Here is an 18,178-nt window from a genome sequence, read left to right on the forward strand (position 1 = left end):
GAAGGACAAGAAGAATGCCGCGTTTTTCAGCCAATCTGTCGATGCTCTTCGGCGAGCACGATTTCCTCGACCGTTTTGACGCAGCCGCCCGCGCGGGCTTCAAGGGCGTCGAATATATCGGCCCCTATGATCATGCGCCTGATGTGGTAGCCGCGAGGCTGAAGAAGAACGGCCTGACGCAGGTTCTGTTCAACCTGCCGGCCGGCGACTGGGGCAAGGGTGAGCGCGGCATCGCCGTGCTGCCGGACCGTGTGCCGGAGTTCCGTCAAGGCATCGTCAAGGCGATCACCTATGCGCAGGCGCTCGGCTGCCCGCAGGTCAATTGCCTGGCCGGCATCACGCCAGCGGGCGTCGAGCGCAAGGTGCTGGAAGACGTCTTTGCCGAAAACCTCGCCTTCGCGGCGGAGAAATTGGAGCAGGCAGGCATCAGGCTGCTGATCGAGCCGATCAACACGCGCGACATTCCAGGCTTCTTCCTGAACTATTCGGAGCAGGCGCTGGCGTTCATCGATCGTGTCGGCTCAAAAAACCTGTTCCTGCAATACGACATCTATCACATGCAGATCATGGAGGGGGATCTCGCCCGGAAAATCGAGACAAACCTCGGCCGCATCGCACATATCCAGCTTGCGGACAATCCCGGCCGTCACGAGCCGGGGACGGGCGAGATCAACTATCCCTTCCTCTACGAGCACATCGACCGCCTCGGCTATTCCGGCTGGATCGGCGCCGAATACAAGCCGAAGGCGGGCACGGAGGCCGGATTAGGCTGGTTCAGCGAGTTCGCCGGGCATGGGAGCGCGGCGGCTTAGGCTGATTTTCAACCACCGCTGGCGCGGCCCCTCACCTTATCCTCTCCCCGTGAAGAACGGGGAGAGGGGGCCGCCAGCGCTGGAGCTTTGTCCCTTCTCCCTGTCTTTCACGGTGAGAAGGTGCCGGCAGGCGGATGAGGGGCAGCGCCGACCTTCGATACATTTGAACAGAGACCTTCAGGAGAAAATCAATGGAAACCATCGGCTTCATCGGCCTCGGCATCATGGGTGCGCCGATGGCAGGGCATCTGCTCGACGCCGGCTACAAGGTGATCGCGAGCGACCACCGCTCCAAGCCATCGGCGGATCTCGTGGCCAAAGGCCTGAAAACCGTCACCGGCCATGCCGCCGTGGCCGAGGCTGCCGACATCATCATCACCATGGTGCCCGACACGCCGCAGGTGGCCGATGTGCTGTTCGGCGAGAACGGCGTTGCGTCAGGCCTGACCAAGGGCAAGCTGGTGATCGACATGAGCTCGATCTCGCCGATCGAGACCAAGATATTCGCTGGGAAGATCAATGATCTCGGCTGCGACTATCTCGATGCGCCGGTTTCGGGCGGCGAGGTCGGCGCCAAGGCGGCGTCGCTCACCATCATGGTCGGCGGCGAGGAAAAGGCATTTGAACGCGCCAGGCCCGTATTCGAGAAGATGGGCAAGAACATCACGCTGGTCGGACCGAACGGCGTCGGCCAGACCACTAAGGTCGCCAACCAGATCGTCGTCGCGCTGACCATTGAAGCCGTCGCCGAAGCGCTTGTTTTTGCGTCGAAAGCCGGCGCCGATCCGGCAAAGGTCGGGCAAGCCTTGATGGGTGGGCTGGCGGCCTCGCGCATCCTTGAAGTGCATGGCGAGCGCATGATCAAGCGCACTTTCGCGCCGGGCTTCCGCATCGAACTGCACCAGAAGGATCTGAACCTGGCGCTGGAAGGCGCCAAGGCGCTCGGCGTGTCGCTGCCCAACACCTCGACCACCCAGCAACTGTTCAATTCCTGCGCGGCCAATGGTGGTGCCAAGGAGGATCACTCGGCCCTGGTCCGGGCACTGGAGCGGATGGCCAATTTCGAGGTTGGCAGCGCGGCAGCCGAAGTCAAAGGCAAAGCGGCATAGGTCAGGAGAGGGCGGTATAACGTTCCCAAGCCGCCACCTCTTGCCCTGCCCAAGAACGGGTTTCGGCTGATGTCGCCGGAACCCGTTTCTCGTTTCGTAACCTTCCCGGCAGGCGGCTCTGCCGCTTCCGGATCAGCCGCGCTTCAAAAATGCCCGCGCGGCATAGAGGCTGACCGCCGCCGCGTTCGACACGTTGAGCGAGTGGATGGCGCCGGGCATGTCGAGCCGCGCTAGCTTCGTCACGGTCTCGCGCGTCTTCTGGCGCAGGCCCTTGCCCTCGGCGCCGAGCACCAGCGCTATCCGGTCGCCGGCAAAGCTGGTTTCGATTTCCGCCGGCCCGTCCGAATCAAGACCGATCGTCTGGAAGCCGGCCTCGTGCAATTGCCCGAGCGCGTCGGCGAGATTCTTCACTTCGATCTGGTCGATATGTTCCAGCGCGCCGGAGGCGGATTTCGCTAGCACGCCTGATTCCTGCGGGCTGTGACGCGCGGTGGTGATCAGCGCGCCGGCGCCGAAGGCGACCGCCGAGCGCAGGATGGCACCGACATTGTGCGGGTCGGTGACCTGGTCGAGCACCAGCACCAGCCTTGTGTCACCGAGCGCATCGAGGCGCTTGGGCTTCAGCGGTTCGGCCTCGATCAGCACGCCCTGGTGGACGGCGTCGGAACCCGTGACCTTGTCGATATCCCTGGGTTCGACCAGTTCCGCCTTGAAGGACAGGGCGGCGAGGTCGGCTATATCAAGACGCTCGGCCGCATTGCGCGTCACCAGCATTTTCCGGATCTTGCGGAGCGGATTGTCGAGTGCTGCGCGCACCGTGTGCAGGCCATAAAGTCGCACCAGGCCGTCGGCGGCATTCTCGCCCGGCGGAACGGGCAGGCGCGGCCTGAATGCCGGCGCGCCGCCGCTTTTCTCGTCGCGATGGGCGCGGCGCAGTTTGGCGTAGTGGGTGTCTTTCGGGGTGTTGGTCTTGTTGTTCATGGCTGGCTTCTATAGCTGGGTCCCGCGGCCAGGGATATGGCCCGTCGCCGCAGCCGGCGAACAACATCGAAAAACCCTACCAGCGCGGTTGACACCCACTGGCCTTGCCGCCATAAGGCGCTTCGCTGATTTCGGAGAAGACATCTATCTCGGGTCCGGAACGGCGTGAATGCCTCGTTGCATGGCTCCGGCGGCAGACTGGAGAGGTGCCCGAGTGGTTAAAGGGGACGGACTGTAAATCCGTTGGCTTAGCCTACGTTGGTTCGAATCCAACCCTCTCCACCACTGCCGGCCCGGAAGCCCTGAAACGAGAAAAGCATCGGAGGCGAAAAGCGCATGGCGCTTTTCGGGTGAATCCGGTACTTCAGTGCAAGGCGCGGGTATAGCTCAGTGGTAGAGCAGCAGCCTTCCAAGCTGAATATGCGGGTTCGATTCCCGCTACCCGCTCCAGATTCCATCCCCAGAATCTCCGCCTCCGCCTTCCAATGCAAGGGATCGCGCAATGCGGCTTGGTTCTCGACGAGGACGAGGCCCAGGCACGCCTGCGGTACCAGGCGGGCCGAGGCGCTGGGGTTCTCCTATCGGACGAGCTCGGAGCTGGCTTCGGGACCGCTCATCGAACTCGTCCGGCGCGTGCTTGCAATCGCCTCGGCGGGGACGTCGGCCGAAGCGGAGGCTGCGGTCCTGGGGCGCGAGGACCGACCGAAGGACGGCTGGTGGAAGGCATACGAAGTCTACAAGAACGTGATCAAGAAAGACGAGCTTGCAAAGAAGAGCCCGGGACAGCTGACGCGTTGGGACAACACGAGGAAGGGCGCGATATCAAATTTCCTTTCGCTGGTGGGCGGCGACAAACCGATCGCCGAAACGACGCGCGAAGACGGCCTGACCCTTCACGAATACTGGCTCGGCAGGGTGGTGCCGGACGACAAAAAGCAGAAGGGGCGCTCCCGCCAACAAGCAGATCGGCATACTGCGGAACATTTACTCGAGGTACTTCAGGCACCAGCAGGAGGACAGGAAGAACCCACCTCCGACCTCAGCTTCAAGAACGGGGGCGGGCGGAAGAGAATGCCGTTTGCGGCAGAGTGGATCCGGGACAAGATTCTAGCTCCCGGCGCGCTCGCGGCCATGAACGACGAAGGCCGCGGAATCACCTGGCACAGGTCGAACAGGCTGTCGCCCTGGGGAGCTGTGCAACATCGCGCCGGGGGACATCTTCCTGGACGACGAGGTCCCGTACATACACGTCAGGGCCAGGACCGACCCCGACGACACCAGGGCCATAAAGACGGAGCAGTCGGACCGGAAAATTCCGCTGGTCGGCGTCGCCCTGGAGGCGTTCAAACGGCACCCGAAGGGATTTCCCCGGTACAAGGACAAGGAGGACTCCTACTCGGCCATGGCCAACAAATATTTCAAAGAACATGGCCTGAAGCCGAGCCCGCAACATAGCGTCTACTCCCTCAGACGCGCCTTCGAGGACCGCATGCTGGAAGGCGGCGTCGACCTGGAGCTGAGGGAGGTCCTGATGGGGCATAAGCTCGACAGGCCGCTGTACGGCGAGAAGGGCACGCTGCGCTTCCGCCAGAAGGTCCTGGGCGCGATAGCTTTCGACTTCGATCCAGCGATCGTCTGACACGCCCGGATTTCGTTCAGGTGCTAGCCTGCCCGCCGCTGAGCGCCTTCCAACACGGCCGCAGCGGGCATAGTCCCGGAAAACAACAGCGGTCGCCTCTCAAACCTGTGCCCCATCAGGGCTGCGCGAAGCTCCATGTCGGCGCATCATCTAACCTTTTGGCGCGTGGGCGAACTTCGCTTGGATGAGGCGACCAGCACGGCGCGCTATCGGCCTGGGGATTTGCGCCGAGGACAATTTGACCGCAGCCATTTCGACAAGTTGTCCATCGCATTCCAACGACCTTCTGCCAAAGTATTGATTTGATTGCTTTACGAGACTGGCACGTTTGTTGCGCTTCCATGTACCGATGCTAGGCCTACTGATGTTCGGCGTGCCGAACATCCCTGACGGACGAATCAGCGAAGGAGGCGAATGTGAACTGGGATCGCATCGAGGGAAACTGGAAGGCTGCCAAGGGCGCGCTCAAAGCGACTTGGGGCAAGCTGACCGACAATGATATCGACATCATCAACGGTGATCGAGAGAGATTGGAAGGTAAGCTTCAGGATCTCTACGGCTACGACAAAAACCAAGTGCGCAAGGAGGTGGACAAGTGGGCGAGAGAGGCCAATTGGAATTGAATCTTCGTTGACCGTCCTTCGAGAACAGTGTCGACCGGTGGCATCGCCCCAACGCGATATTTCGGATCGACACCGATACTGCGCCAAGGTGCTCTGTTCGATTTTGCCTCGCTAGTTCACATGGCGACCAATGCTTGTACATGCCTGAACAGTTACTCGTCTGCGTGTCGCCGTGTCATGTATTCCAAAGCAGCCATACGAAGTATTTCGGGCGACCAGGCGACGATGTTGTTAGAAGGGAATGTATGATGACCAAGGATCACCACGACGCCTCGCGAGGATCACAGGATGCCAGACGACATAAGTTCGACCATGCGACGCGCGATCAATGGCTCGATAGAGACGCGGCCCTAGAAGCAAAGTGGCGCGCCTCCAGCATGACACGAGAGGAGTTTATCAGCCACAATGAAGAATTGATCGACAGGGCGATCGCAGCCAAGCTCGATCGAGATCAGCGAGATCACAAAGATTGATAGCACTGCGCAGAGCGATACTCGCTAGGTGATTGTAATTTCCGTTCGACGGAAGTGGTTGTGTCGAGGAGGAGTCGCGTGCGGGGAGGGGATCGCGGCCGAGCTGACGATGATGATATCCAACACGGCAGGGCGGCAGCCGGAGCCCACGAGCCGCCATCATGGAGGCCATGGTGCGATGAGCAAGGCCAGTCCAGTGAAGATTAGAAAGAACGATACCTGTCGTGTGAGTGGAGGCCTGCCGCTCCTCGAACTGACGATCGATGTCAACTGGCGGAGAGATCAGTCCGATCTGGGTCGAACTCGTGCCGGCGACCGGCTGCATTTACGAATCTGCAATCGGGCTGTCTCGATGTGGCCAGTCGCGGAGGCCAGCAATCTTGCGACGCACGCCTCGATGAAATTTTCCGACAGGACCCGAGCGATTGGACAAGACGGAGATGCGGTAAATGAACAAGTACAGCGTCCGCGGCAAGTTGATTGAGTTGGCAGCGGCCGAACTGGACGGCGCGAGGACGGCATATACCGAGCACCTTCAGGCGAGCAAGCCGGCCGAAGATCAAGCGACCGTGGTGGACGATCAAGCTCAGGCCTGGTCGCAAGCGGAGCTCGCTGAAGACCTTGAGAAGATGCTCCGCGCCGCCGAAGCTAAGGTCGCGGCGTTGAATGCGCTCGATTTCGGGCCGAAGGAATTCGTCGAGCCTGGCGCGATCGTAACCGTCAATGGCCGCCACTTCGTGATCGGCGTCTCTATGGACCACTTCACCTGCGAGGGGATCGAGCTAATAGGCCTCTCACCGCTCGCGCCATTCTATCAGGCGATCGATGGATTGGAGAAATCCGACACCGTCGAGTTTGGCGTCCACAAAGTGAAAATTGAAGAAATCATCTGAGTAATTCATCTGTGCAATACGTCCCGTTCACCCGGCGATATGAGGGCAGTTCATGACCAGGATAGCGATCGTCTATTTCAGCGGATATGGCCACACCGCTAAGCAGGCCGAAGCTGTGCAGCATGGTGCTGCCGCTGCGGGTGCGGAGGTGACGATGTTCCGGATCGACGCGAATGGCGACCTGCCGGAGATCACCTTCGAAACCCTGGCCGCGCAAGACGCGATAATTTACGGCTCTCCGACCTATATGGGCGGACCGGCCTGGCAATTCATCAAGTTTGCCGATGCCAGTTCCAAGCCTTGGTTCACGCAGGCGCTCAAGGACAAGGTAGCGGCCGGTTTCACCAATTCCGCGTCGGTGAACGGCGATAAGTCCTCCACTATGCTCTTCTTCTTCACCCTCTCCCAGCAACACGGCCAAATCTGGGTAGGCACCGGCCTGATGCCGGCCAACAATAAGGAGGCAGGACCCGACGACGTGAACTGGACGGCCGGTTTTGCGGGCGCGCTGGCGATTTCGCCTTCCGACGCCTCGCCGGAGGAAGCTCCGCGGCAGGGCGACCTTGAAACTGCGCGTCTGCTCGGCAAGCGCGTTGCTGAGGTGGCGGCCAAGCTGCGAGAATAGCGCATCGTCTCGCACGCCACGGGAAATCGCGGGCTTCGTCGGGTCGCGATGCGCCTCATGTGGGATTGCAATCATCATCAGCACGTTCAGGTGAACGCAGGGAGGTACAAATGACCAAGCACAAAGTCGACTATCTCACCGGCAGCCTCGCGCGTGAATCCATCAACCGCAAGCTCGCGAAGGCGCTGGTGCAGCTTGCCCCGCCGCAACTCGATATGTCGGAGATCTCCTTCAAGGACTTGCCACTCTACAGCTACGACTACGACGCCGACTTTCCGGCGGTCGCCCGCGCCTTCAAGGATGCTATCGAATTCCAGGCAGCGCTCTCGCCTTGCAACAATGCGGATCATCGGCTGACCTTGAGCCATCGATGATCCCTGCCGGACACTCTCTACTCGTGGTCACGACAACTGGGGCGGCCGGATCCGAGAGTGATGCGCGAACCTCGTCGATGATGATCGCAACAGAAGCGCATGCGGCTTTCTATCGTGGCTCAACGGGCGGAAACATCTGACGAAGGTCAAAGTCGATGGTGACCAACGTCACGTGGAACGGCGAAGGAGCCATCAGGCGACGACATGGACAACGCGTCTTTCCTACGCGGACATGTTGTCCAAAATTTCCCGAAGCCTACTTGTAAGCCATTGATATCGCGGCGCACGCCAATTGGCATGCGTATTGCTGCCAGGTTCTCAGTTCCGGCCTGCCGTTCCAGGAGTTCGCTATGTCACGACACAACGAGATGCCACCTGTGCCGCCCGCCAGTCGCAGCCCGAAAGGGGTGGGAGGAAGTCCGAAAAACAAGAAGGAAACGATATCCGAAAAGAGGATCGACAACCCGTCGGAACAGGGCGAAACCGGCAACATCCGACTGAACACGACGAATGCCGGCTTCTTTCATGGTCGCAGAGTGAAATAAGCTCGCATATCAAGCGTGCCGAGACAGCTATGATCATCGCCTATCTTTTCGACCCACTTTGCGGCTGGTGCTATGGCGCCACGCCGATGCTGGACAGACTTGCCGCGAGCGGTGTCGCGATCGACGCGCTGCCGACCGGTCTCTTCTCGGGGGCCGGCGCCCGGCCGCTGGATGCGGGTTTTGCCGCTCATGCCTGGACCAGCGACCAGCGCATCAAGCAACTGAGCGGTCAGCCTTTCAGCCAGGCCTATCTGGACAATGTTCTGAACGCGCGAGGCACGCTGCTCGATTCCGCCACCGCCACGCTAGGCATCTGCGCCGCCGGTTTCAAGGATTCGCAGCGCCGGCTACCGGCGCTGAAGGCGATCCAGTATGCCCGCTACGTCGACGGCCGCGATATCGTGACCAAACGGGGCGTGGCCGAGGTTCTGGAAGACGCCGACATGGCGGATGCTGCAAGGCTTGTGGCGGCGCCGACGGAAGAATTCCTGGTGGCTCATCATGACCTGCTCGGTTGTGGTCGCGCGCTGTTCCAGCGATTGCATGCTGAGGGCACACCGGCGCTCGCCGTGATCCGCAACGGAGCGCCGCGTCTCATCGACGCGAATGCGCTCTACGGCAGTTTTAACAGTCTGGTCGCCAGGATCCAGGCGGCCTGACCTTCGGTCTTCCTCCCGAGCCGAAGCCTCTAGGGCGGTTCACCGTTTTACGAAACGGCGAACCGCCCTCTCTTTGATTTGCTCTCTTTTTGATTTAACGCAATTCCGGACGAATGGCTGCGGCGCCTGTCCGATCACGGTTTTCCTGGAATTCCTTAGAGCACGGGCGCCGTCATGCCCACGGCGTTCTGCACCAGGCGCGTATGGAACGGCCAGGCCCTGACGACGTCGAGCGCGACCGGCAGCGATACGTCGAGATAACCCTGCTGGCGGGCTCGGACCGCGGCGACGACGCCTTCGTCCGCCACCAGCAGGTTGTTCTCGAAGTTCAGCTGCATGCTGCGCCGGTCGATATTGGCCGACCCAATCAACGCGGTCTTCCTGTCGATGGTCATCGATTTGGTGTGCAACAGCCCTAGGGGATACTCATAGACGCTTACGCCATTGACGAGCAGCTCCGCATAGCAACTGCGGCTCGTATTTTTCACCAGCCATGAATCGTTGCGTTCAGGGAAGATGATCGTCGTCTCGACGCCTCGGCGCGGGGCGGCACACACGGCGCGCAGAACCGCCTCATCAGGCACGAAGTAAGGCGTCGTGATCACCAGTTCCTGGCGTGCGGAATAGATCGCGTCAACGAAGGAGTTGGACATGGCATTGCCGGGCGTCGTCGGTCCGGTGCCGTACATCTGCGCCACGCTCCCCGGCTGGAAGCGCTCCGGCGCGGGCTCAGCCGCGGCAAGCCCTTCCAGCGGCTCGCCGGTTTCGGCGATCCATGTGCATAGAAACAGATACTGCGCCTGACGCGCCACCGGCCCTTCGCAACGCAGGAAGATGTCCACCCAGGGCGCATACTTCGCCTTTATACGGAATGCCGGATCCGCGCAGTTCTGGCTGCCGCAATAGGCGATACGATTGTCGATGATGACGATCTTGCGATGGTTGCGCAGGTCGACGCGGCCCACGGCCAAGTGCCCCAAGCGTGGAATGTCGTTCAACGTGGCGACCAGCAGCACACCGGCTTCGCGCAATTGCCGCCAGCGTGGACCGCGGGTGAACGCACGCGACCCCAGCGCGTCCACCATCACCCGGCAGCGCACGCCGCGCCGTGCCGCATCGGCGACGGCGTGGGCGACTTTGCCGCCGTTGTTGTCGTCGAGCCAGATATAGAAGCTGATGTGCACATGCTCCCTTGCCTGTTCGATATCCCTTACCAGCGAGTCGATTGCGCTGTCAGAATCGAGCGTCGGCTGGTCGTTGGACGCCTCGGGATCGCCAAGAAGCAAGATGCGGTTGTCCGCCACCGGGGGCAGTCCATTGATGGACCGGCAAAGCTCGAATTGACCCGCCGCTTCCGGCTCGATGACCACCGGCACATAGGCCGCATGGTTGGGCCGGACGGTTCGGTCTTCCGCCGCCTTCAGCCGTCGCGCCCGCCTGCGTCCGATGCTGGTCTCGCCGAGGAACAGATAGGCAATGACGCCAAGCAGCGGCAGCAGCATGATGACAGCCACCCAGGCTACCCGGGCGGCAGGTGTGCGGTTGGCGCGGGTGATCGCGCGCGCCACCGTGATTAGGTGTACGACGAACAGCGGCAGGCCAGACAGAGCTTGCATGCCCATGTGAACCGCGCCCGATAACGACACCATCGCGCCCTTCGTTTCAGCTACTGTGTCGGCAAGCTAGCGCGCTGCGGTCAGGGACGACAATCGCCGGGTTGCGGTCTTGACGTCCGAACCGCCCGTTTGCTCGCCGTCAGCGGAATTCGAACGCGCCTCGCATCCGCCCACAAACCGGGGATGCCCCGCAACCTGCCGGGCAGGGGACTTCGCCTCGGAATGGTAGGTTGTCCGATCCGAGGTCGGCGCTGCCGGCAGAATGACAGGCACCTCTTCAGTGGCCTGCCCGTAGCATCATTCGTGCCAGTTCTCCACGTCGTGGAATATCAAAGGCTTACGCTCTGTTCGACTTCATCCCGAGGACATTTTGTCCAATCATGAAATTGTCCAATCATGAAAGACAAATTGTCTATAGATTTCAATAGGATAATATGTTTAAGTATGATTTTCACGGGTCTACGGAGCGCTTCGCGAAATGGCCGACACCAAGCCGCTTTATAAGACGTATCACCATCCGGCCGGCGGCTGGGGAGCAGCGGCGGCAACAGCGAAAGTGCTGCTCGAGCAAAGCGTCGTCACCAAGGGTTCGCGGGCGCTGCTTGCGATGAACCAGCCGGGCGGCTTCAAATGTCCGAGCTGCGCCTTTCCCGACGCGGATTGCAAGAAGACGCTCGAGTTTTGCGAGAATGGCGCCAAGGCACTGGCGTTCGAGGCAACGAAACGGCGCGTGACCCGGGAGTTCTTCGAAAAGCACACCGTGTCGGAGCTTATGGAACAGTCGGATTACTGGCTCGAGATGCAGGGGCGCCTGACGGAGCCCATGCGCTACGATGCTGCGTCCGACCGATACGTGCCGTGCGACTGGGACGCGGCGTTTGCGATGATCGGCGATCATCTGCGGGCGCTCGAAAGTCCCCATCACGCGGAATTCTATACATCCGGCCGCACGCCGAACGAGGCGGCGTTCCTCTATGCCATTTTCATTCGGGAATTCGGGACCAACAACTTTCCGGATTGCTCGAACATGTGCCACGAGCCGACGAGCCGCGGCCTACCGCCCGCTATCGGCGTCGGCAAGGGGACCGTGGTTCTCGAGGACTTCGAGCACGCAGAGGCCATATTCGTGATCGGGCAGAATACCGGGACGAATTCGCCACGCATGATGACCAATCTGGTCGAGGCCCGGAAGCGCGGGGTTCCGATCGTTGCCGTCAACCCCATGCCCGAGCGCGCGCTGATACGCTTCACCGAGCCCCAAGACGTCGTGCAGATGGCGACCTTTGGTTCAACGGCTATCGCGAGCGAATTCGTTCACATCCGCATCGGCGGCGACCTCGCATTGATCAAGGGCATGATGAAGGTGATCTTCGAGCGCGAAGCTCAAGGCGAGAAGATCATCGACACCGACTTCATCGACAAGCACACCGTCGGGCTGGACGCCATCCGCGAAGATGCCATGGCCCAGGAATGGTCCGACATCGTCAGGATTTCCGGATTGGAAGAAGCCCAGATTCGCCGCTGCGCCGAAATCTACATCCGCTCGCGCGCGACCATGATTTGCTACGGCATGGGCCTTACCCAGCACCAGCAGGGATCCCGCCTCCTGCAGCAAGTGGCCAATCTCCTCCTGCTTCGCGGCAACTTCGGCAAGCCTGGCGCAGGCATTTCGCCCATTCGCGGCCATTCCAACGTCCAGGGCGATCGTACGGTGGGAATCGATGAAAAGCCCACGCAAGACTATCTGGACCGCGTCCGCGATGTTTTCGGGTTCGAACCGCCACGCGAACATGGGCACCACACGATAGAGACCATCGAAGCGATGGAAAAAGGCACCGCCAAGGTCTTTATCGGGATGGGCGGCAATTTCGTTCGCGCGATTCCCGACACTGAAAGATCCTACGCGGCGATGCGCAAACTGGCACTGACGGTGGGAATTGCGACGAAGCTCAATCGCGGGCACATCGTGCACGGCCGCGACGCGCTTATCCTGCCGGTTGTCTCGCGTTCCGAATGGATCAGGGCGTCGGCTGGCGAACAGTTCGTCACCATCGAAGACTCCATGTCGAACGTTACTGCGTCACGCGGCGTGCTGGCGCCCGCCACCCCGCATCTGCTTCCGGAAGTGGAGATCGTTTGCCGGATGGCGCTTGCCACGCTGCCCGACAGCAAAGTGTCGTGGGAAGACTATATCCACGACTACAATCTCATTCGGGACAAGATCGCCGCGGTTTATCCGGAGATCTACAGCGACTTTTCGGAGCGGATCAAAGATCCGAAAGGGTTTCACCTCGACGTGCCGCCACGCCGCCTCGTCTGGCCGACGCCAAACGGCAAGGCGAATTTCCTCCTCATGTCCGGTTTCGAGGTGAATGATCCGGTTTCCGACCCCGCGATACTTCGGTTGGCGACCGTGCGTTCGCACGATCAGTTCAATACCACGATCTACAGCAACAATGATCGCTACCGCGGTGTCTACAACGACCGTATGGTGCTCTTCATGAACGCCGAGGATCGCACCGATAGAGGCATTGACGCGGGGGCGCGCGTCGCGCTGGAAACGATCAGCGATGACGGCCTCAAACGACAAGTCGACGGTCTGACGGTGTTGGATTATCCGATGCCGCGCGGGGCGGTTGCGGGATATTACCCCGAATTGAACCCGCTCCTGCCTCTCGATTATTACGACAGGATCAGCGGTACACCGGCCGCCAAATCCATCCCTGTTCGGGTCGTTGCCACCTGAACGAGGCTGATCTGTCGATCAGGAAAGAATGACTTCGATGGTTGCACCCATCGAGGCGACGTGTTTGGATTGTCTGAGGAGGAAGGATGTTGCTCGATCAACTCGATCCGGTGATTCTGGCGCGTGCGCAGTTTGCGTTCACCATTTCCTTCCACTTCATCTTCCCGGCGTTTTCGATCGGGACTGCGAGCTACCTGATGGTACTCGAAGGGCTCTGGTTGAAAACCGGTCAGGGCGTCTACGCCAACCTCTATCGCTATTGGCTCAAGATCTTCGCCGTCGCTTTCGGCATGGGGGTCGTGTCGGGTCTGGTCATGTCCTACCAGTTCGGAACGAACTGGTCGGTGTTTTCCAACAAGGCCGGTTCCATAGTCGGTCCGCTCATGGCTTATGAGGTGTTGACCGCCTTCTTCCTCGAGGCAGGCTTTCTCGGCGTGATGCTGTTCGGCATGAGCAAGGTCGGAAAGAAGCTGCATCTCTTTGCCACCTGCATGGTGGCGCTCGGCACTCTGATCTCGGCAACCTGGATCATCGCCGTCAACAGTTGGATGCAGACGCCGGCGGGTTTTGCGATCAACGCCAAGGGCCAGTTCGTCCCCGCGGGCTCGTGGTTGCCGATCATTTTCACTGCGAGCTTTCCCTTCCGTCTCGTTCACACCGTGATTGCGGCATATCTCACCACCGCTTTCGTGGTGGGCGCCGTCGGTGCCTGGCATCTGCTTCGGGATCGCGCCAATCCCGGCGCGCGCAAGATGTTCTCGATGGCCATGTGGATGGCGGCGATCGTCGCGCCGATCCAGATACTGGCCGGAGACGCGCATGGGCTGAACACACTGGAGCATCAACCGGCGAAAGTGCTCGCCATGGAAGGTGATTATCAGCCGAGCCCCAATGGCGCGCCGCTCGTGCTGTTCGGCTTTCCGAGCAATGACGAGGCCCGCGTCCGCTATGAAATCTCAATCCCCCATATCGGATCCCTGATTCTCAAGCACGACCCCTATGCGCCACTACCAGGCCTCACTGACTACCCCCGAGATCAATGGCCTCCGGCACCCATCATATTCTGGTCGTTCCGTATCATGGTGGCGATCGGTTTTGCCATGCTTGGCATCGGCCTGTGGAGCCTCGCCGCCCGTTTGCGCGGCAGGCTATATGACTGGTCCTGGTTGCATCGCGCGGCTATCGTGATGGGACCGGTGGGCTTCGTCGCCGTGATCGCCGGTTGGGTGACGACCGAGGTCGGGCGGCAGCCCTTCACGGTATATGGCCTGTTGCGGACCGCGGACTCGCATTCGCCGCTCGCCGCTCCGGCGGTCGCCGCGTCGCTTATCGCGTTTGTCGTGGTCTATTTCTTCGCCTTCGGGGCAGGCACCTATTATCTGCTGCGCCTGATGGCCAAAGCGCCGGAGCGCGGCGAGACAGAGCCGGCCCACGTGCCGCAACGCGCGGCCGGCATCACGCCGGCGCTAGGCGTGGCTGCGTCCTCCTCGGCAAAGGGGTGATCGTCATGCTCGGCATTGATCTCACAATCGTCTGGGCAGCGATCATTGGGTTCGCTGTCGTGGCCTATGTCGTGATGGACGGTTTCGACCTCGGCATCGGCATCCTCTTCCCTACCCTGGAGGTGGGCGACGAGCGCGATCAGGCAATGAACTCGATCGCGCCCGTTTGGGACGGCAATGAAACATGGCTGGTCATGGGTGGCGGCGGGCTGCTCGCCGCTTTCCCGCTCGCCTATGCAATCATCCTGCCCGCGACCTATCCATTGATAATCGCGATGCTCCTGGGGCTCGTCTTCCGGGGTGTCGCCTTCGAGTTCCGATGGCGCGATCCGCGCCACCGTCCCTTGTGGGATGTGGCCTTCTCGGCGGGTTCGTTCGTGGCGGCGCTTGCGCAGGGGATCACGCTCGGCGCGATCCTGCAGGGGATCAACGTCGAGAACGATGCCTATGCCGGAGGCTGGCTCGACTGGCTGAGCCCATTCAGTCTGCTGACCGGTGTCGCCGTGGTGATCGGCTATGCCTTGCTTGGCGCAACCTGGTTGATCATGAAAACCGAAGGAACGAGCCAGCGCCAGGCGCGCCGCGCGGCATCGCTGCTTGGCGCCGCGACGCTGGTCGCGCTTGCGGCCGTGAGCATGGCTACCCCTTTCCTGCACTACGATTACTGGCGGCGCTGGTTCGCGCTGCCGGGCGTGCTGCTGACCGCCCAGGTACCCCTGCTGGTGGTCATCTGCTCCGCGACATTCTTCTGGAGCCTGAAGCGCGAGTTCGAGCGTACGCCGTTCTTCATGGCCCTGGCATTGTTTCTGCTAGGCTTCGTCGGGCTCGGGATCAGCATCTACCCCTATGTCGTGCCACGTGCGGTGACCATCTGGGAAGCGGCCGCACCGCCCGAGAGCCAAATTTTCATGCTGCCCGGCGCGCTCATCATCATTCCCGCGATCCTCGCCTACACTGGCTGGGCCTACTGGGTGTTCCGAGGCAAGGCGGGCATCCACGGCTATCACTGATGACCACGGACGTCCCCCTTTGGAAACGGCTTGCATGGATGGCCACAATCTGGGCGGCAAGCGTGGCGGCGCTTGGGCTCGTGGCCGGCGCGATGCGGCTTTGGCTCTCCGGCTGAGAGTGGTTGTCATGCGTCATTGCATTCTAGGTATTCGAGACCTGGGGGAGAGCGGCACTCCCGGTTGAACGGCGACAAAGCCAGCAACCGGTTGCGAGGGTCGATGCAAATGGAGCCAAATACGACAAGCTCGATTCCAGCGGCGCTTCGGGCATCGCTGATCGACATCTGGGCCTACGGCTTCCTCGGAATAACCGTCGGGCAACTCGTTCTCGCCATGCTCATCCTTTCGGCGGCGATGGCCGTGCGGCGGCTGTTCGGCTACGTGATACTGAAACAGATCCGCTATTGGTCAAAAAGGACGAGCAGCGTGATCGACGATGCCATCGTTGAAGCGTTGGCCCCGCCAATCCGGTTCATCCCGATTATCGTGGCGACCCTTGCAATCTCGACGTTTCTTGTTGTGCCACCGCAGGCGAAGGAGATCTTCGGCGAGATCAATCGCTCGCTGGTTGGCTTTTCGATCTTCTGGGGGCTTTTCGCAATCGTCGTGCCGGTGGGTGCGCTACTTGACGGCCGCAAGGCAGCCTTTAGTCGGGCCATGGTCGGCTGGGGCGTGCGGGTGGCCAAGGTTCTCGTCCTATCCTTGGGTGCAGCCGTCATCCTTGAAATCTGGGGTATCCGTGTCGGACCCTTCCTGGCGGGATTTGGGTTGGTCGGCGTCGCAGTTGCGCTCGGAGCGCAGGACCTGTTCAAGAACCTGATAGCCGGCATCTTCATCATCGGCGAGCAACGGTTCCGGAACGGCGACTGGATTCTGGTGGACGGCATTGTCGAGGGCACGGTTGAAGTCATCGGCCTTCGAACGACCAAAGTGCGGCGCTTCGACATGGCGCCGGTTTTCGTTCCCAATTCAAAATTGGCGGACAACGCGCTGACCAACTTTTCACAGATGACGTATCGGCGCATCTCCTGGATCATCGGCCTGGACTATCACACCACGGTCGACCAGCTCCGTCAGATCCGCGACGGTATCGAAAGCCACATCCTGGGCGATGGAGATTTCGTCCAACCTCCCGAGGCGCCGACCTTCGTGCGTATCGCCAGCTTCAGCACTTCTTCCATCGACGTCATGGTTTATTGTTTCACTCGCACCACCGAATGGGGCGAATGGCTCAAGATCAAGGAAGCGCTGGCCTACGCCCTCAAGGAGGTCGTTGCAAAGACCGGAGCAGATTTCGCCTCCCCAGGATCCGCCGTCTACGTCGAGACCATGCCGGCCGGCACCGAAGTCTTCCCGCTGCAACAGCAGCAGTCATCCGCAGCACGGCCCGGTCCGGCGGGACCTCAACCCTCGCAACCCACCACGCACAATGGCGACAAACCCGATGCCGTATCCAGACAGACAAAGTAGCGTCCCGGTTGCGGCCGTATGCACCATGCCGATGGTCTTACGGATTCGCGCGGGCGCTGTCCACGACAAGTGGCTTTTGCCGGGGAGGTTGTCGTGAGCGCAGTGCTGACTGATCCCAAACTGCATCGACGGCCATCGGCACGCCTTGTCGTTCATGCCGCGCTGGCCGGCAACATTGCCGTCGCGGCGACCAAGCTCGTGGCGGCCTTTGTCACGGGCAGCGCCGCGATGGCCAGCGAGGCTGTGCATTCGATCGTCGATTCCGGCAATGAGGGCTTGCTCCTCTACGGTTATCGCCGGGCAGCGCGACGACCGGACCTCATTCATCCATTGGGCTTTGGCAGGGAGCTCTATTTCTGGAGTTTCATCGTTGCACTGCTGCTGTTCGGGCTTGGCGCGGGCGTGTCGCTCTACCAGGGCGTCCAGCACGTCATTGCCCCGCGACCTGTGGAACAGGTCGTGGTCAGCTACGTCGTGCTCGGCCTGTCCTTCTTGTTCGAAAGCGCATCCTGGCTCGTCGCGTGGCGGACGTTTGCCAAGATCAGAGGCGATCTCGATTTCTGGGCGGCATTCAGGCAAAGCAAGGATCCGCCGGCGTTCATGGTGCTGTTCGAGGACAGCGCGGCACTTGTCGGCATCGCAATTGCCGCCGCTGGAATCATGGCTGCCGATGTGCTCGACATGCCGATCCTGGATGGTGTCGCTTCGATCCTGATCGGGCTTGTGCTTGCGATCACGGCGCTGCTGCTTGCGATCGAAAGCAAAAGCCTGCTGATCGGCGAGCGCGCTCCGCCGGCCCTCGTCGCGGCCATATGCCGGCTTGCCCAGGAACAGCCGGGCGTGGCGCACGCCAACAGCGCCTTGACCGCCCAGCTCGCGCCGGATCAGGCCATGGTTGCGCTCAGCATCGAGTTCGACAAATCGCTTGGCGCCGAGGAAATCGAGGCTTGCGTCGCCGCGATCGAAAGGCGCGTGCAACTCGCCCATCCCGACGTCGTCGCGCTCTTCGTCAAGCCTCAGACGTTGGAGCAATTCGAAAGCGCGCGAAAGCGGCGGTTCGGCGACTACGCATTTCCGGCCGCGCGGCCGTGACTGAGAAAG

Annotated in this window: 15 protein-coding genes, 2 tRNA genes and 2 pseudogenes; 17 read left to right on the forward strand and 2 right to left on the reverse strand. The window is 61.1% G+C overall.

Going from position 1 to position 18,178, the window contains the following annotated elements:
- Positions 1 to 14: 14 nt before the first annotated feature.
- Positions 15 to 812 carry a 2-oxo-tetronate isomerase gene (otnI, locus tag FJ934_RS11530; RefSeq protein ID WP_140609758.1) on the forward strand — a complete coding sequence of 266 codons (798 nt, stop codon included), beginning with the start codon at positions 15 to 17 and terminating at the stop codon, positions 810 to 812.
- A 191-nt stretch (positions 813 to 1,003) separates the two neighbouring features.
- Complete coding sequence (locus tag FJ934_RS11535; protein ID WP_140609759.1) at positions 1,004 to 1,921, forward strand: 2-hydroxy-3-oxopropionate reductase; 918 nt, start codon at positions 1,004 to 1,006, stop codon at positions 1,919 to 1,921.
- A 132-nt stretch (positions 1,922 to 2,053) separates the two neighbouring features.
- On the opposite strand, the gene FJ934_RS11540 is transcribed toward FJ934_RS11535, so the two are convergent.
- Complete coding sequence (locus FJ934_RS11540; protein ID WP_140609760.1) at positions 2,054 to 2,902, reverse strand: RNA methyltransferase; 849 nt, start codon at positions 2,900 to 2,902, stop codon at positions 2,054 to 2,056.
- 200 nt (positions 2,903 to 3,102) lie between these two features.
- Between FJ934_RS11540 and FJ934_RS11545 the strand changes: the two genes are divergently transcribed.
- From FJ934_RS11545 to FJ934_RS11585, 9 genes and pseudogenes are all read left to right on the forward strand, one after another.
- A tRNA-Tyr gene (locus tag FJ934_RS11545) sits at positions 3,103 to 3,187 on the forward strand.
- Positions 3,188 to 3,278: 91 nt separating this feature from the next.
- Positions 3,279 to 3,352 (forward strand) — tRNA-Gly (locus FJ934_RS11550).
- A 730-nt stretch (positions 3,353 to 4,082) separates the two neighbouring features.
- Positions 4,083 to 4,541, forward strand: a pseudogene (locus FJ934_RS11555) (integrase); the annotation flags it as partial.
- Positions 4,542 to 4,957: 416 nt separating this feature from the next.
- Positions 4,958 to 5,164 carry a CsbD family protein gene (locus FJ934_RS11560; RefSeq protein ID WP_140609762.1) on the forward strand — a complete coding sequence of 69 codons (207 nt, stop codon included), beginning with the start codon at positions 4,958 to 4,960 and terminating at the stop codon, positions 5,162 to 5,164.
- Positions 5,165 to 5,409: 245 nt separating this feature from the next.
- Positions 5,410 to 5,637, forward strand: coding sequence for a hypothetical protein (locus FJ934_RS11565; RefSeq protein ID WP_140609763.1), 228 nt, complete (start codon positions 5,410 to 5,412; stop codon positions 5,635 to 5,637).
- Positions 5,638 to 6,086: 449 nt separating this feature from the next.
- Positions 6,087 to 6,530 (forward strand): hypothetical protein, encoded by a 444-nt coding sequence (locus FJ934_RS11570; RefSeq protein WP_140609764.1) that lies wholly within the window; start codon positions 6,087 to 6,089, stop codon positions 6,528 to 6,530.
- Between the two features lie 52 nt (positions 6,531 to 6,582).
- Complete coding sequence (locus tag FJ934_RS11575) at positions 6,583 to 7,155, forward strand: flavodoxin family protein (protein WP_140609765.1); 573 nt, start codon at positions 6,583 to 6,585, stop codon at positions 7,153 to 7,155.
- A 110-nt stretch (positions 7,156 to 7,265) separates the two neighbouring features.
- Positions 7,266 to 7,463, forward strand: a pseudogene (locus FJ934_RS11580) (ACP phosphodiesterase); the annotation flags it as partial.
- A gap of 370 nt (positions 7,464 to 7,833) precedes the next feature.
- Positions 7,834 to 8,733: a DsbA family protein gene (locus tag FJ934_RS11585; protein ID WP_246671487.1), complete on the forward strand. Its 900-nt coding sequence runs from the start codon at positions 7,834 to 7,836 to the stop codon at positions 8,731 to 8,733.
- Positions 8,734 to 8,888: 155 nt separating this feature from the next.
- On the opposite strand, the gene cls is transcribed toward FJ934_RS11585, so the two are convergent.
- On the reverse strand, positions 8,889 to 10,355 hold the full coding sequence (gene cls / locus FJ934_RS11590) for a cardiolipin synthase (protein WP_210241955.1): 1,467 nt from the start codon (positions 10,353 to 10,355) through the stop codon (positions 8,889 to 8,891).
- Positions 10,356 to 10,827: 472 nt separating this feature from the next.
- On the opposite strand from cls, the gene FJ934_RS11595 reads away from it, so the two are divergent.
- The 6 genes from FJ934_RS11595 (at position 10,828) to FJ934_RS11620 (ending at position 18,169) form a co-directional block, all read left to right on the forward strand.
- Positions 10,828 to 13,095, forward strand: coding sequence for an FdhF/YdeP family oxidoreductase (locus tag FJ934_RS11595; RefSeq protein ID WP_140609766.1), 2,268 nt, complete (start codon positions 10,828 to 10,830; stop codon positions 13,093 to 13,095).
- Positions 13,096 to 13,184: 89 nt separating this feature from the next.
- Complete coding sequence (locus FJ934_RS11600) at positions 13,185 to 14,597, forward strand: cytochrome ubiquinol oxidase subunit I (protein WP_181165589.1); 1,413 nt, start codon at positions 13,185 to 13,187, stop codon at positions 14,595 to 14,597.
- Positions 14,598 to 14,602: 5 nt separating this feature from the next.
- Positions 14,603 to 15,607 (forward strand): cytochrome d ubiquinol oxidase subunit II, encoded by a 1,005-nt coding sequence (gene cydB / locus FJ934_RS11605; RefSeq protein ID WP_140609768.1) that lies wholly within the window; start codon positions 14,603 to 14,605, stop codon positions 15,605 to 15,607.
- Positions 15,607 to 15,723: a DUF2474 family protein gene (locus FJ934_RS11610; protein WP_140609769.1), complete on the forward strand. Its 117-nt coding sequence runs from the start codon at positions 15,607 to 15,609 to the stop codon at positions 15,721 to 15,723. The genes cydB and FJ934_RS11610 overlap by 1 nt, the downstream gene beginning before the upstream one ends.
- Before the next feature lie 64 nt (positions 15,724 to 15,787).
- A complete protein-coding gene (locus FJ934_RS11615; protein WP_210241956.1) occupies positions 15,788 to 17,077 on the forward strand; it encodes a mechanosensitive ion channel family protein in 1,290 nt (429 codons plus the stop codon).
- A gap of 93 nt (positions 17,078 to 17,170) precedes the next feature.
- Positions 17,171 to 18,169 (forward strand): cation diffusion facilitator family transporter, encoded by a 999-nt coding sequence (locus FJ934_RS11620; protein ID WP_246671488.1) that lies wholly within the window; start codon positions 17,171 to 17,173, stop codon positions 18,167 to 18,169.
- Positions 18,170 to 18,178: the final 9 nt, after the last annotated feature.

The organism is Mesorhizobium sp. B2-4-12 (assembly GCF_006441575.1).
In the GTDB taxonomy this organism is placed as follows: Bacteria; Pseudomonadota; Alphaproteobacteria; order Rhizobiales; family Rhizobiaceae; genus Mesorhizobium.

Bases quoted from the DNA above. Each gene is read 5' to 3' on its own strand.
- otnI (WP_140609758.1), top strand. From the start codon at position 15: ATGCCGCGTTTTTCAGCCAATCTGTCGATGCTCTTCGGCGAGCACGAT.
- FJ934_RS11535 (WP_140609759.1), top strand. From the start codon at position 1,004: ATGGAAACCATCGGCTTCATCGGCCTCGGCATCATGGGTGCGCCGATG.
- FJ934_RS11540 (WP_140609760.1), bottom strand. From the start codon at position 2,902: ATGAACAACAAGACCAACACCCCGAAAGACACCCACTACGCCAAACTG.
- FJ934_RS11565 (WP_140609763.1), top strand. From the start codon at position 5,410: ATGATGACCAAGGATCACCACGACGCCTCGCGAGGATCACAGGATGCC.
- FJ934_RS11570 (WP_140609764.1), top strand. From the start codon at position 6,087: ATGAACAAGTACAGCGTCCGCGGCAAGTTGATTGAGTTGGCAGCGGCC.
- FJ934_RS11575 (WP_140609765.1), top strand. From the start codon at position 6,583: ATGACCAGGATAGCGATCGTCTATTTCAGCGGATATGGCCACACCGCT.
- cls (WP_210241955.1), bottom strand. From the start codon at position 10,355: ATGGGCATGCAAGCTCTGTCTGGCCTGCCGCTGTTCGTCGTACACCTA.
- FJ934_RS11595 (WP_140609766.1), top strand. From the start codon at position 10,828: ATGGCCGACACCAAGCCGCTTTATAAGACGTATCACCATCCGGCCGGC.
- cydB (WP_140609768.1), top strand. From the start codon at position 14,603: ATGCTCGGCATTGATCTCACAATCGTCTGGGCAGCGATCATTGGGTTC.
- FJ934_RS11610 (WP_140609769.1), top strand. From the start codon at position 15,607: ATGACCACGGACGTCCCCCTTTGGAAACGGCTTGCATGGATGGCCACA.